Source organism: Microcoleus sp. MON2_D5 (assembly GCF_036701905.1).
In the GTDB taxonomy this organism is placed as follows: Bacteria; Cyanobacteriota; Cyanobacteriia; order Cyanobacteriales; family Microcoleaceae; genus Microcoleus.
In genome coordinates this window covers 41,277-54,703 of the sequence record NZ_JAUBRM010000025.1, presented here as the reverse complement: position 1 = coordinate 54,703, position 13,427 = coordinate 41,277, and the positions used below count along the sequence as shown (strand labels likewise).

The 13,427-nt window shown below is 47.0% G+C and carries 14 protein-coding genes; 12 read left to right on the top strand and 2 right to left on the bottom strand.

What is annotated here, in order from left to right; translation table 11 throughout:
• The first annotated feature begins 30 nt into the window (after window positions 1–30).
• The 8 genes from QUA47_RS11495 to QUA47_RS11460 all read left to right on the top strand — a co-directional run bounded on the left by QUA47_RS11495 (window position 31) and on the right by QUA47_RS11460 (window position 8,355).
• On the top strand, window positions 31–681 hold the full coding sequence (locus QUA47_RS11495; RefSeq protein ID WP_190655567.1) for a DUF3386 domain-containing protein: 651 nt from the start codon (window positions 31–33) through the stop codon (window positions 679–681).
• A 279-nt stretch (window positions 682–960) separates the two neighbouring features.
• A complete protein-coding gene (locus QUA47_RS11490; protein ID WP_006632519.1) occupies window positions 961–1,197 on the top strand; it encodes a NifU family protein in 237 nt (78 codons plus the stop codon).
• 221 nt (window positions 1,198–1,418) lie between these two features.
• Entirely contained in the window at window positions 1,419–3,665 is a 2,247-nt protein-coding gene (locus QUA47_RS11485) for a glycoside hydrolase (RefSeq protein ID WP_333430831.1), read from the top strand.
• Between the two features lie 365 nt (window positions 3,666–4,030).
• Complete coding sequence (locus QUA47_RS11480; RefSeq protein WP_333430830.1) at window positions 4,031–6,598, top strand: PAS domain S-box protein; 2,568 nt, start codon at window positions 4,031–4,033, stop codon at window positions 6,596–6,598.
• 12 nt (window positions 6,599–6,610) lie between these two features.
• Entirely contained in the window at window positions 6,611–6,787 is a 177-nt protein-coding gene (locus tag QUA47_RS11475; RefSeq protein ID WP_333430829.1) for a hypothetical protein, read from the top strand.
• Window positions 6,788–6,958: 171 nt separating this feature from the next.
• Window positions 6,959–7,351 carry a response regulator gene (locus QUA47_RS11470; RefSeq protein WP_190655560.1) on the top strand — a complete coding sequence of 131 codons (393 nt, stop codon included), beginning with the start codon at window positions 6,959–6,961 and terminating at the stop codon, window positions 7,349–7,351.
• A gap of 463 nt (window positions 7,352–7,814) precedes the next feature.
• Window positions 7,815–8,033 (top strand): hypothetical protein, encoded by a 219-nt coding sequence (locus QUA47_RS11465; protein WP_333430828.1) that lies wholly within the window; start codon window positions 7,815–7,817, stop codon window positions 8,031–8,033.
• 109 nt (window positions 8,034–8,142) lie between these two features.
• Entirely contained in the window at window positions 8,143–8,355 is a 213-nt protein-coding gene (locus QUA47_RS11460; protein WP_333430827.1) for a hypothetical protein, read from the top strand.
• A 197-nt stretch (window positions 8,356–8,552) separates the two neighbouring features.
• Here the strand turns inward: QUA47_RS11460 and QUA47_RS11455 are convergent, their stop codons facing one another.
• Entirely contained in the window at window positions 8,553–8,696 is a 144-nt protein-coding gene (locus QUA47_RS11455) for a chlorophyll a/b-binding protein (RefSeq protein WP_006632525.1), read from the bottom strand.
• A 61-nt stretch (window positions 8,697–8,757) separates the two neighbouring features.
• Between QUA47_RS11455 and QUA47_RS11450 the strand changes: the two genes are divergently transcribed.
• The 4 genes from QUA47_RS11450 (at window position 8,758) to QUA47_RS11435 (ending at window position 11,848) form a co-directional block, all read left to right on the top strand.
• On the top strand, window positions 8,758–8,931 hold the full coding sequence (locus QUA47_RS11450) for a hypothetical protein (RefSeq protein ID WP_333430826.1): 174 nt from the start codon (window positions 8,758–8,760) through the stop codon (window positions 8,929–8,931).
• A 436-nt stretch (window positions 8,932–9,367) separates the two neighbouring features.
• Window positions 9,368–10,147, top strand: a complete 780-nt coding sequence (locus tag QUA47_RS11445; RefSeq protein ID WP_199292414.1) for an NYN domain-containing protein — start codon at window positions 9,368–9,370, stop codon at window positions 10,145–10,147.
• Window positions 10,148–10,486: 339 nt separating this feature from the next.
• On the top strand, window positions 10,487–11,200 hold the full coding sequence (gene rnc / locus QUA47_RS11440) for a ribonuclease III (RefSeq protein WP_333430825.1): 714 nt from the start codon (window positions 10,487–10,489) through the stop codon (window positions 11,198–11,200).
• A 219-nt stretch (window positions 11,201–11,419) separates the two neighbouring features.
• Window positions 11,420–11,848: a DUF1824 family protein gene (locus QUA47_RS11435; RefSeq protein WP_333430824.1), complete on the top strand. Its 429-nt coding sequence runs from the start codon at window positions 11,420–11,422 to the stop codon at window positions 11,846–11,848.
• A 133-nt stretch (window positions 11,849–11,981) separates the two neighbouring features.
• Here the strand turns inward: QUA47_RS11435 and glgA are convergent, their stop codons facing one another.
• Window positions 11,982–13,409: a glycogen synthase GlgA gene (gene glgA / locus QUA47_RS11430; RefSeq protein WP_333285754.1), complete on the bottom strand. Its 1,428-nt coding sequence runs from the start codon at window positions 13,407–13,409 to the stop codon at window positions 11,982–11,984.
• Window positions 13,410–13,427 lie beyond the last annotated feature (18 nt).

Genomic DNA, 13,427 nt, shown 5'->3' with positions numbered 1-13,427 from the left:
CTAGATGGGTGTCAAGAGAAAGAGGGATTTATGACAGAGCAAGCCAACGCTCGCGATTTGTTTCGCGCTGCTTACGAACACCGCTATACCTGGGATGCCAATTTTCCCGGTTACAGTGCCGATATTGAACTCAAACAGGGCGACGAAGTATATACGGGTCATGTTTCCATCAAACCCGACATGAGCGTGGAAGTCAGCGGCATTGAAGATGAGGAAGTGCAGCAAAGCGTCTACACCCAAATGCGCGATATTGTCACCCACCGCAAACGCTCGACCTTTGAAAAATCTCACGGCAAAAATAGCTTTACCCTGGGCGAGAAGGACAGCACCGACGCTGTGGACATCTTGGTGCAAGGCGACTCAATGGGCTCGAATTATAAAATCCGAGGTCTCTCAATTTGTCAAGTCAGCCGGGTGATGGGCCGCATGGCTTTCGTAATTGACACGCACAAAAGCTTAGAGACACCCGAAGGTTCTTTGGCCACCCACTACGATGCCGTTTTCCGCAACCCCCAAACAGACGAAATCATCAAAGAGCTCGAATTTGAAGATACCTTTGACAAGATAGGCGACTATTATGTCATGACCAAGCAAGTTGTTCGAGCCAAAGAAAAAGGTCAACAGACAACAACCGAGTTCAACTACTCCAACGTCAAACTGCTAGAACCAGCAGTAGTGTAGCGCGATCGAAAACCCAATTTCTTAAATAAAACGGGTTTTTTTGGATAACGTATCAGAATCAACTTGATTTGGCAGCAAGTAACGCTACGATCGAACGAGAGAGCGAACTCAGATCGAGCATCAGCGTGACAGAAACCGGGTTTCCTGCCGCGGGATCACCTGAGTGCCTAAGTATTTTATCAAAAAACCCGGTTTCTTAAATCCGCGCGGGTTGAGAATGCTGTACTTGAGTCAAATCGAACTTTCATCAACTGCAAGAAATCATCACAGAGGCGAAATATGACACTAGCACTAACCAGAGATAACGTCGAAACAGTTCTCGATGAAATGCGCCCCTACCTGATATCCGACGGTGGCAACGTCGAACTCGTAGAAATTGACGGGCCAGTGGTACACCTGAGACTGCAAGGAGCTTGTGGCTCTTGCCCGAGTTCCACAATGACTCTGAGAATGGGCATTGAACGTCGCCTGCGCGAGGCTATCCCAGAAATTGCCGAAGTCGAACAGGTAATGTAATTAGTCAGTGGGCAATTGGCAGTTGGCAGTTGACGGTTGACGTTTGACAGTTGACTGTTGACTGTTGACTGTTACCAATTACCAGTTGACGGTTGACAGTTGACTGTTGACTGTTACCAATTACCAACATTTAATTGCCAATTACCAATTACCAAATTTAATTACCAATTACCAATTACCAATTACCAAATTCAATTACCAATTACCAATTACCAAATTCAATGTCTCACCCCCTTTATGTAGCCTTCATTTGGCACCAACACCAACCGCTCTACAAATCCCGAGTATCAGGTAGCGCCGGAGCAGCCCAGTACCGACTGCCTTGGGTGCGCTTGCACGGAGTCAAAGACTACTTGGATTTAGTGCTAATGCTGGCAAAATATCCTAAACTGCATCAAACCGTAAACTTGGTTCCCTCCTTGATTTTGCAGATAGAAGACTGCATCGCAGACAGAGCATTAGACCCTTACTTGGCGGTGACATTAAAGCCAGCAGAAACTTTAAATATCGAAGAACAAGAGTTTATTTTAGAACACTTCTTTGACGCCAATTACCACACCCTGATTCAGCCACACCCCCGCTACGCTCAACTCTACACTCAGCGGCAGGAAAAAGGCATTCAGTGGTGTTTGGAAAACTGGAAATTGCAGGATTTTAGCGACTTGCTGGCCTGGCACAATTTAGCTTGGATTGACCCGCTGTTTTGGGACGACCCCGAGATTGCAGGGTGGCTGAAACAAGGACAAAATTTTAGTTTGGCAGACAGAAAAAACATCTACTCAAAACAAAAAGAAATCCTCGCTCGCATCCTTCCCCAGCACCGTAAAATGCAAGCTGAGGGACAGTTGGAAGTCTCCACAACCCCCTACACACACCCGATTTTACCGCTGCTTGCCGACACTAATGGCGGCCGCATAGCCATTCCAAACATGACGCTGCCACAACACAGGTTTCAGTGGGAAGAAGATATTCCCCGACACCTGAGAAAAGCCTGGGAAATGTATGAAGACCGGTTTGATTGCCAACCGCGCGGTTTGTGGCCGTCGGAACAAGCAGTCAGCCCGGAAATTTTGCCCTACATTGCCAAACAAGGCTTTAAATGGATAGTCTCGGACGAAGCAGTATTGGGGTGGACAATTAAACACTTTTTCAACCGCGACGCGACAGGGAATGTCTACGAACCAGAATTCTTATATCGCCCTTACCGTTTAGAAACTCCTGACGGCGATTTAGCCATAGTATTTAGAGACCACAGATTGTCCGATTTGATCGGGTTTACCTACGGTTCGATGGAACCGGAAAAAGCAGCATCAGATTTAGTGGGACACTTAGAAGCGATCGGCAGAACTCTCAAACACCGACAACCCGACGGCCAAACAGCTTTAGAAAATCCCTGGTTAGTGACGATCGCCCTAGACGGCGAAAATTGCTGGGAATTCTATCCCGAAGACGGCAAACCGTTCTTAGAATCCCTCTATCAAACTCTCAGCGATAATCCAGATATCAAATTAGTCACAGTCTCGGAATTTCTCGACCAATTCCCAGCAACCGAAACAATTCCCGCAGCCCAACTGCACACCGGTTCTTGGGTAGACGGTTCCCTCACAACTTGGATCGGCGATCCCGCGAAAAACCGTGCTTGGGACATATTAGGGCCCGCCAGACAAATGCTGGCCAACCATCCAGAGGCCACAGAAGAAACCAACCCAGAAGCTTGGGAAGCGCTTTACGCTGCAGAAGGTTCCGACTGGTTCTGGTGGTTTGGCGAAGGTCACACGTCGAACCAAGATGCCATGTTCGACCAGCTATTTCGCGAACACGTAGCGGGAATTTACGAAGCTCTCGGCGAACCCGTACCCCCGGAAGTGCGACGGCAAGTAGAGGTGCACGAGGTTCAAGGCGACCACCTGCCGCTGAGCTTTATTCACCCGGTGATTGACGGTATCGGCAACGAACAGGATTGGGACAAAGCCGGCCGGATTGAAGTTGGGGGAGCAAGGGGTACGATGCACCGGAGTTCGGCAATTCAGCGCCTTTGGTACGGGGTTGACCACTTGAATTTTTACATTCGTGCCGACTTCAAGGTAGGGGTGCGGCCGGGAATTGATTGCCCGCAGCAGTTAAATTTGTTCTGGTTTTATCCCGATCGCACGATGAACAACAGTCTGATTCCGCTGTCGGGTTTGCCTGACCAAGCACCGCTAAACTATCGATTCCACCATCAGTTAGAGATTAATTTGCTGACGAAATCAATTTGGTTTCAGGAAGCAGGAGAGGGCGATGAGTGGCAGCCTCGCATCAGCAGGGCCCAAGTGGGAGTGGATAAATGTTTGGAGGTAGCAGTGCCCTGGGCTGATTTGCAGATTATGCCAGACTGGCAGGTGAGGCTGATTGCGGTTTTATCGGAAGGGGATTGTTACTCTAGCTGTATGCCGGAAGATGCTTTAATTGAGATCGGAATGCCGTAAAAAGTCATTAGTCATCAGTCTTTAGTCATTAGTCTGTAGGGGCGGGTTTAACAAACAAAATAGAACAGCAAACCCAAATACATATAAACCCGCCCCCCTCACTGAATTAGTCAACAGTCATCAGTCATTTTTTGAAGTAACAAACAATTAAATAATTATCAAATTTTATTGCATAGAGGCTTCTACTCTGGCTGCCTAATGCCTTGATACTTTCGATATCGTCCGGTCGATATAGGGCTATAAAATTTGTTTGTAGTGAGGACTGAAGTCCTCATAAACAAGAGGACTTCAGTCCTCACTACAAACCGTATAATGGTTAATTTACCGTACATCATATCATTAGTCATGGGGAAATTAACACACTAATGAGCCGCATTTTACTCTTGGTCGATCGCCACCAACAACTTAATTTGCCGATCGCCCACCTCAACACCGAGCATGAGGTGATCGCACTCGATCGCGGTTTAGATCCAAACTCCGAATTTCCCTTTCCCCAAATCGCTTTTGACTTGTGCATTCTCGACGAGGCAAATTTCGATCGCATTGGGCGGCTGGTAGAATCATTGAAAGCTGCCGCCGAGCCGATATTTTTACCGTTTTTGCTTGTTAGTAAATCCCCAACGCCTGCTCTTTTTGAGCAACCATTTTCGCAGCAGGCAAAACAACTCGATCGCAGAATAGACGATTTGATAGTAAGTCCCGTAGAACCCACCCAACTGCACTTGCGGGTAGAGAATTTGTTGGCCCGCAGGCGGCTGTCGCTAGAACTCCACAGACTTCAGGAAGTAATTAAAGAACAGACTTTTACACAAAGTTTGTTAAAGGACTCGCTGCAAGCGACAAACGAAAACCTGCAACGGGAAATCGCCAAGCGGGCGGAGCTAGAAACTGCACTGCGAGAAAACTCCTATCTTGACTCGCTGATCAATGCCATGCCAGATATTGTCTGCTTCAAAGATGGCGAGGGCAGGTGGCAGGAGGCAAATCAAGCCCTATTGGAAGTGTTCGAGCTAGAAAAGATAGACTACCGCGGCCTCAAAGATTCTCAGCTAGGAGAACTCAGCATTTTTTACCGCGAGGCGCTACAGGCGTGCGAGGTCAGCGATCGAGAAGCGTGGGAAAAAGGTACCCTTTCTAGGGGGGAAGAAGTGATTCCCCGCTCAAACGGTACTGTGAAAATCTACGATGTGATTAAAGTACCTGTATTTCACCCCGACGGCAGACGCAAAAGTATAGTGATTTTGGGTCGGGACATTACCGAACACAAGCAAACTAGAGACGAACTCGTGCGCTTGGCGTCGATTGTAGAGTCTTCCGACGACGGCATCGTAGGCAAAACCCTCGCCGGGACAATTCAGAGCTGGAACGCAGGAGCAGAGAAGATTTACGGCTACTGTGCCTCGGAAATCAAGGGGCAGTCGATCGAGATTTTAGCCATACCCGAACGCCCCAAGGAAATGCCTCAAATATTGGAAAATATTAGGGCGGGAGCCAGCATCGACCATTACGAAACCGTGCACTTGCGGAAAGACGGTCAACAGATAGATGTGTCCCTGACGATTTCTCCGATTAAAGACGCCACTGGAGCGGTAACGGGGGTTTCGACAATCTCTCGCGACATCAGCGACAGCAAGCGAGTCGAAAAAGCCTTTGAACAACTCCGCCACCAAACAGAAATGATTTTGTTCTCCGCAGGAGAAGGAATTTGCGGGTTGAACAAAGAGGGAAAAGTAACTTTTGTCAATCCTGCGGCGGTGAGAATGGCTGGGTGCGAATCGAAGCAATTGATCGATCGACCACTTTATGAAAGCTTACACCGTGCACAGGAAGAATGCTCAAAGGCGATCGAGCAACTCTCACCTGCAACAGACATCAATTCAGGGTCTGAACTTGTCCCACACTGCGCCGCACAGCAGGCGGGCAAACGGCTGTCTCAGCGGGTAAGTTCTCAAATTTTAGCCACCTTGGAAGACGGAGAGGCGCGGCGCGTCACCGATGAGATTTTTTGGCGGCGAGACGGCAGCAGTTTTCCGGTTGAGTACGTTGTGGCTCCGATGCGAGAACAAGGCGAAATTATTGGAGCTGTGGTGACTTTTAAGGATATCACCGATCGGCTTGCAGTCGAGCGCATGAAAGATGAATTCATCTCTGTTGTCAGCCACGAACTGCGGACGCCCATGACCTCGATTCACGGTGCCCTGGGCCTCCTCAACAGCGGCCTGCTGGACGCTTACCCCCAGAAAGCCAAGCGGATGCTGGAGATTGCTGTCACTAACACTGACCGTTTGGTGCGCTTGGTCAACGACATCCTAGATTTAGAGCGGATGGAGTCAAGTTACAGCACTGCCGTCAAACAAACTTGCAATGTGGCTGAGCTGATGTTGCAGGCGGCTGACGAGATGCAGGGAATGGCTCAGCAGGCGGGAGTTACTCTGTCGGTGAAGCCTGTGGGGGCGCAATTGCAAGCTGTTCCCGATCGGCTAATTCAAGCCTTGACAAATTTACTCAGTAATGCAATAAAATTTTCTCCTTCCGGCGCTACGGTTTGGCTGAGCGGGGAGTTGACCCACAATCTGGATTTGGCAGAAAAAGCAGCGCACAAGTCGGTGTCGTCTCCGTCTTTGTTGTCTCCTGAGCCTGCCACCGCGCCTCCGCACTTGCTAGTTCCGAGCTCGTGGTACATCGTGATTGCTGTGAAAGACCAAGGGCGGGGTATTCCGCCAGACAAACTGGAGATGGTCTTTGAACGCTTTCAACAGGTTGATGCTTCTGATTCTCGCCAGAAGGGAGGTACTGGTTTGGGGCTGGCTATTTGTCGCAGTATCGTGCAGCAGCACGGGGGGCGGATGTGGGTGGAGAGCGTTTTGGGGGAGGGCAGCACTTTTTTCTTAAGTCTGCCACTTCTCAGGGAGGGGCTTGCAACTGAAAGTTAATTTCTAACCCAGGTGTACCCAAAGTTACTGATTTTGTGCAGATTGTTCGATCGAGTCATCGACAAACAATCTCAGCCTTTTCTGCCGTTTGGGGACAGCAGCCAAAAAGCGCGAGTTGAGGTCGAAAAGCGGCTTTTTTTGGGTGGGATGTTTTACAGCAACCGCGCCAGACGGTTAGGATGTTCTTAGTTGAAATCCTGCCGCTCGATTGCAACTTCGGTCTTCCTTCTTCCTTCTTTCTTCAACATCTGCTATACAGTTTTGAAAATTTACTGTAAAGTCCGATCGGCTAAAATAATTTGCTTTACAAAATATTCACATTTCGCCTCTAATCTGTGATCAGTTCTCATTTCTAAAAAAATGTTAATTTTGACTGCCAAGCGCATCTTGGTTATTGACGATGCGGAAGATATTCGGGAAGTAGCTCAAGTCAGTCTTGAACTGGTGGGGGGCTGGGAAGTCCTGACAGCGAGTTCGGGCCGCGAGGGGGTTGCTAAGGCTCTTGCCGAACAGCCTGATGCTATTCTATTGGACGTGATGATGCCCGACCAAGACGGGCCTACTACTTTTCTACAGTTACAAGCTAATAAGGCTACGCAGCACATTCCGGTAATTTTATTGACAGCTAAGGCTCTGGCTGGGGACAGGCGGATGTTCGCGGATTTGGGGGTGGTGAGCGTGATTGCTAAGCCTTTTGAACCGATGTTTTTGGCGGCTCAGGTCGCTGAGGCTTTGGGCTGGGAGCAAGAATAGATCGATCGCGCGCATTGAATTGTGCAGCTTTTCAACCAGTAGTTTTGCAGGCAAAGAGAGTTAAAAAAACTTGGTTTCTTTGGTATGGCGCCGAGCGATCGAATCGGGTCGATCGGACAGGATATATGTAGCGACTTAGGCGCCGTACCTTTCGTCCTGTCAGCTTAAGACTAAAAACATCAGTCCGGTATCAGTTTCAACCTTGTCGGTCTTGGGGTGAAATTGACACCAATTAGGAATGTCTAAGTCCCTATGGGTAGTGCCTTCATTTAACCGAATTCGACCTCAGCCATGAACTGAATATTCCTGTAGATTTCTCGGACAAATATAAGCTGGCAGGAGTATTTTACTTTTTGTGACAACCCACTCGTCTTCATAAGTTCTTCAGGTTTTAGTTTTAAGTTAAAACAGAACGTCAGGGATCGCTCCTGACTGTTGGCAGACACCTTGGGAGAAGACGACTATGCCCTCAGCTTACATTTTGCTACTAATAGTTTCTCTGGCAGCAGTCTGGATTTACTGGCAAACCTCTCAAGATATTTTTGTTCTTGTGGCTTGGGCCGGACTGGGTTGTTTTATTTGGGGTTTCTCTTGGGCTCCTTGGAGCGTTCAGCTTCTGATTGTGGTGTTGCTGTTGGGTCTCCAAAAGTTCTACTTGCGAAACGCTCAAAGTTGTGAGTGAAAGAGATTTTTTATTTTGGTGTCTGAAGTTGAGATGCGCCGGCATTGGTCAATCTTTGTAATGATTCGGTTATCGCTGCATTATCTGAAAGAAGGTTTAAAAAAATATCATGAATAGTTGCCCTTGTTGCTCCTCTAAATTACTCCGCCACGCTCGCCACAATCGCGTTTATTGGTTCTGCTCGCACTGCTGGCAAGAAATGCCGGATCTGTCGGAGATGATTTTAGGTAACAGTGCGGGGACTCACAAAGGAGAGGGTTTGGTAAAGCTTGCTGGTTTGACTCCTAAATTGAGAATGTTGGATTCAGTAGGAATTGCTTAATTTGCTGGAGTTAGTCTCGCGATAAATATTGAGACGGAAAAGATTTTTGATTGTGGCATCTGGTGGATTTTTTGAGAGAAAATGCAAAAGCCCCCTTCCGTGTGAAGTGAAGGGGACTTATTAGCGGGGGGGCTTTTGCACTTGTGAAGGGGTCGATCGCCCGACTGAATTTCAGCTATTGTATGCAGTTAAGCTGATTACATCAAACCGATTTGAGAGAGAATGCCTTGACCGGTGAGGAATTCGGTAGCTAGACCGATAACGAAGCCCAACATTGCCAAACGGCCGTTCCAGGTTTCAGCGAACTCAGTGAAGCCCAACTTTGCGTCTTTGTTTTCCATGACCAGAAACCTCGTTTAATTTCAACCTTCTGTAACTAAACTTAACACAGCAGTACCAAGTTTGCAACATATTTTTACATTTACTGTTCAAATGCCGGAGATCAGCGGGAGAGGCCTGCAGCCAGAGGTACTCGCGGGGGAGGAGGAGAAGGTGTTTGATGTGGGAACGATCGATCGGTGTCAGATTAGCGAAAACGTTGGTGAGATGTCTAAGGATGTAAGAAAATTATTTTGAGTGAATACTTGACATCCAATAATTAGAACGCTAGCCTAAAAGCACAGCTAAAACTAAAAATCGCCTTCAAAATGAAGGAATGTTGATTGAGTCGTCTTAGCTACACGGTTTATAAAACTGGGGCAAGTTTCTAGCACCCCGTTGAGCGGAAAGTACGTCTAATGTCGTTTTAACAAGTTGATACAAGCTTGAAAAAATCGAAACATTATTGAGTTCCATTTCCCTTCAGCGGGCTGCTACTAAACTCGTTCCAGTTCTGTAAACCCTGTAGCTAAGACGCTAATCAAATCCCTACAAAATTATAGTGTTTTGTGGTAACAGATTGTCCTGTGCCGAAATGTTCATTTTTGAGCAAATTCACAGACAACGTTCCCTTAATGCTAGATGCGCGATATGTCGAGGCTGTCCAGCCCACCTAATTTTAGGAAATAATACAATGGCGGACAATCATTCAGCAATTGGCAAACAAACCGAGCAGTTGCAGCCTCTAGTTTCTATTTACGTCGATCTTCAGAACACACACTTAACTCAAATTCTAGGTAGTCAATTGCTAGAATTTGCCAAATTGCAGGGGATCTTGATTGAAGCAAAAGTCTACTACAATTCACTCTGTCCCGATCAAGTTTCTGCAAAAAACAAGCTGCAAAGCCTTGGTTTTAAATGTATCGATGTTCCCTGTCCTCTAAAAAATAGTGCCGATAATCAATTGATGGTTGACTGTCTTGATGATAGTTACAGCAATCGGCCTCCCGATACAGTTATCCTTGTATCAGGAGATGGCGACTTTGTAAACTTGGTTCGCAATTTAAAAGAGCGTGGCAAAAAAGTTATAGTCTTTGCTCAGCGAGGTAATGTCAAACAAAAGCTAAAAGAACTTGTAGGTAGTGACTTCCACTTTCTTGATGAATTGCCTAGCTTGGTAGCGCCCAAGACTCAGCAGCAAATAGAAAAGGTTCAGTGTCATCTCACTTACAATGAGGCTGTTGAGTATTTGATACAAGCTATCAAAACAGCATTAAGTAAAGGGAAGGGTACAGGATTAGGTTTTATTAACAACCTAATGTTGCAGCTTTTTCCCAAGTATCAGGGAGTAACTTCTGTCTGCCCACATCAGGGAAAAACATTTTCACGCTTTAGCGAGTTGGTTAAGGCTGCCGTGAAAGATGGAAAAATCCGATTGCAGGATCAGCAATTATATGTAAATAGAAGCAGATAATTTATCTGCTTGAAGCCACACAGCCCGCCAGGGAATGAATTCCCTGGCTAATAGCTAAAGTCGGTTAAAACCGACTGACATACAGTAAAAAAAACACAATCTTCAGTCCTCTTTAGAGGACTTTAGCTATGAGGCAGGGGTTTTAACCCCTGGCGGAGAGACGGACTAATGGGCTAATAGTAGAACCGCCAAATATCAGTTAAAATTTACATCGCCGCAGATAGCAAAAATCCAGTTTATTTGATAAACTAGATTCTCCCAACCTACCGCTATCGGCGGCTCTTTCATGTCCCCATAACAACACAAAACTCTACAAACAATAACCATTACCAAACTCCTATGCCATTAACTAATCCAACACAAGAACTCAAAATTACCCTTCCCGACTTCAAAAATGAAAAACTGCTGCGCCAAGCGCTCACTCACCGTTCCTACGTCAACGAAAACCCCACATTCCGCGAAGAAGACAACGAACGCTTAGAATTTCTCGGCGATGCTTTGCTGACTTTTCTCAGCGGCGAATATCTCTATCAGCGTCACCCAGAAATGGGAGAAGACCAACTGACTCGCCGACGTTCTGCATTAGTAGATGAAAAACAATTAGCCAGATTTGCTACTGAAATCGGTTTAGACTTAAAAATGCGGCTCGGAAAAGGAGCTTATCGAGAAGGTGGGATTACAAATCCCAATTTGCTCAGCAGCACTTTTGAAGCATTTATTGGCGCTTACTATCTCGACACGCAAGACATGGACAAAGTTCGCAACTTTGTGCAACAAATGTTTGATTCTGTTCCCGAAAATGTGGTGGAAACTCGATCGACTGTAGACTCGAAAAATCGCTTTCAGGAATGGGTACAGGCCAACGGTGACACGACTCCCCCCAAATATGTGACAGTCCAAGCAGGAGGCACACCCCACAAGCCGGAATTTCTCGCTAAAGTTTATGTCGCAGAGAAACTTTATGGAGAAGGTAAAGGCAAAAGCAAAAAAGATGCTGAGAAAAATGCGGCCGAAGATGCGCTAGCAAAGCTGAAAAAACGCGGACTGATCTAAACTTGAAAACGGGGGTAAAAACTACTAGCTTTTTTCTGCGATACGGGCGGGGGCTAAGCCATTGAAGACGATCGCCCGAATTGATTGCCAGAGCACACAATGGGCTATAATCAGGACTTGTGCAAGTGTTACCGCCGTCGATTGAGGGTTGCAATGACAGAAATTCGTTGACGAGTGCCCGATGGTCGATCGTAATTTTGGGAAATATCAGAGCAATTCATGTCTACTCACAACCCGACTACTCTAACTGTTGAAGAAGCACAGCAAATCCTCAAAGATTTCACTTGTCTGGATATGCAATCTGTAGCATCGCCCCTCGAAAAAAAGGCACTCCGTCAAGCGATTTTGCTGGTAGCAAGTTTGTCGGATTATCAAATGTTGGGAGTGTGCGCTTCTTCCATGGATGAGGGGTTTTTAGCTTTAGAAGCTTATTTAAAAGCTTTGGGATATCAAGCTGTTTTAGATCCCAATGCTGTCTCGACCTTTGCTGGTTCGGTTTATATTAAGTTCAATACTTTGAAGGGTTCGTATTATGTTGACGCCTATCCCGGAACTTACCGGGGCGTTTTGGTGTCGTGCCAATCTTCCTCAGAAGGTGGAGTTAGCGGAACTTACGGTCATTTACCTCTCGATTTATTTGTTGATTAATTTGTCAGTAGTCAGTCGATCGATTAAATTGAATCAAACACCGACTGATGCACCTTACTAAGCTGTAAGCTGTGTCAGCCGATCGCCCTTCGATTCATTTGAATCAAACACCGACTGACGCACCTTACTAAAATTAACCCTTGCCAACGCTCAATTCCGGCTCTTGTTGCGGTGCGGTTTCTTCGGGTGGCAGTCCCAAAATATCGCTGTACAAGTTGATGTATTTCCGGGCCGAAATATCCCAGCTAAAATCTTCTCTCATGCCGCGCTGTTGCAGTTCTCTCCACTTATCTTTGTAGCGGAAACCTTCCCAAGTTCTGATCATGCAGGTGAACAAATCGAGGGGCTCGTAGCGATCGAAACAGTAACCTGTACCAGTATTGTCGATCGGGTTGTTATGAGAAACGGTATCGACTAAACCGCCGGTGCGGCGAACCATTGGCACGCACCCGTAGCGGAGGGCGAGCATTTGGCTGATGCCGCAGGGCTCGAAACGGCTGGGCATCAGGAAGCTGTCGCAGCCTGCGTAAACGCGCCGGGAGAGAGCTTCGTTGTAAAGTAGTTGGGTGGACATCCGGCCGGGATAGCGGGCTGTCATTTGCCAGAGTTGGGTTTCGTAGTAGCGATCGCCCGTTCCGAGTACAATAAATTGAGCGTCGGTATAGGCCATGAACAGATCGAGCATTTGAATTATCAAATCCAATCCCTTCTGTTCTACCAGCCGCGTCACCATGCCGATCAAAAAAGCATTTTTATTCACTTCCAAACCGACTTCTTCTTGCAGCGCAATTTTATTAGCGGGGCGCTTTTCAATAGTATCAACACTAAATTGTTGATGGAGGTACTTGTCAGTTGCTGGGTTGTAAGATTCTGTATCAATTCCGTTCAAAATGCCCGATACTTTACCGCCGATGTAAGACAGCAAACCTTCCAAAGTTTCCCCATAAGCTGGGGTTTTGATTTGCTCGGCGTAAGTCGGGGAAACTGTATTTACTCGATCGGCAAACTGTACTGCGGCAGCCATGGTATTGTGACCTTGCATATACCAAGGACACCAAGTCATCTGCTCCAAACGCCAGCGCCACGGCCCTTGATAAGCTAAATTGTGAATAGTAAAAACTGTGCTGATATCAGGATCGTGGCTCATCCAAACAGGTATCATCCCCGTATGCCAGTCGTGACAGTGGATAATTTGGGGCTTCCAGTGATTCCAGGCAAATTCAGCCGCAGCATTGGCAAAGAAAGTGAACCTCCAATCTTCATCTAAACCGCCGTAAACGCGGCGCGGCAAGAAAGATGGATGTTGCATTAAGTATAAAGGTACATCGGTTCCCGGCAAAACAGTTTCAAACACCGAGAAGCTTTGGAACATGGCAGCCCCATCCCAAACAGGTTTTTTGGGAACGTCCATTTTGTCGGGGATAAAACCGTAGTAGGGCATGAAGATGCGGACATCGTGTCCCATGCGCCGCAGAAATTTAGGCAAAGCGCCGACGACATCGCCCATACCGCCGACTTTGGCGAGAGGTGCTGCTTCGGCGGATACAAATAAAATACGCATTATTTTTTTGTGTTCCTT

Bases quoted from the DNA above. Each gene is read 5' to 3' on its own strand.
- QUA47_RS11495 (WP_190655567.1), top strand. From the start codon at position 31: ATGACAGAGCAAGCCAACGCTCGCGATTTGTTTCGCGCTGCTTACGAA.
- QUA47_RS11465 (WP_333430828.1), top strand. From the start codon at position 7,815: ATGCCCTCAGCTTACATTTTGCTACTAATAGTTTCTCTGGCAGCAGTC.
- QUA47_RS11445 (WP_199292414.1), top strand. From the start codon at position 9,368: ATGGCGGACAATCATTCAGCAATTGGCAAACAAACCGAGCAGTTGCAG.
- QUA47_RS11490 (WP_006632519.1), top strand. From the start codon at position 961: ATGACACTAGCACTAACCAGAGATAACGTCGAAACAGTTCTCGATGAA.
- glgA (WP_333285754.1), bottom strand. From the start codon at position 13,409: ATGCGTATTTTATTTGTATCCGCCGAAGCAGCACCTCTCGCCAAAGTC.
- rnc (WP_333430825.1), top strand. From the start codon at position 10,487: ATGCCATTAACTAATCCAACACAAGAACTCAAAATTACCCTTCCCGAC.
- QUA47_RS11435 (WP_333430824.1), top strand. From the start codon at position 11,420: ATGTCTACTCACAACCCGACTACTCTAACTGTTGAAGAAGCACAGCAA.
- QUA47_RS11485 (WP_333430831.1), top strand. From the start codon at position 1,419: ATGTCTCACCCCCTTTATGTAGCCTTCATTTGGCACCAACACCAACCG.
- QUA47_RS11480 (WP_333430830.1), top strand. From the start codon at position 4,031: ATGAGCCGCATTTTACTCTTGGTCGATCGCCACCAACAACTTAATTTG.
- QUA47_RS11455 (WP_006632525.1), bottom strand. From the start codon at position 8,696: ATGGAAAACAAAGACGCAAAGTTGGGCTTCACTGAGTTCGCTGAAACC.
- QUA47_RS11470 (WP_190655560.1), top strand. From the start codon at position 6,959: ATGTTAATTTTGACTGCCAAGCGCATCTTGGTTATTGACGATGCGGAA.
- QUA47_RS11460 (WP_333430827.1), top strand. From the start codon at position 8,143: ATGAATAGTTGCCCTTGTTGCTCCTCTAAATTACTCCGCCACGCTCGC.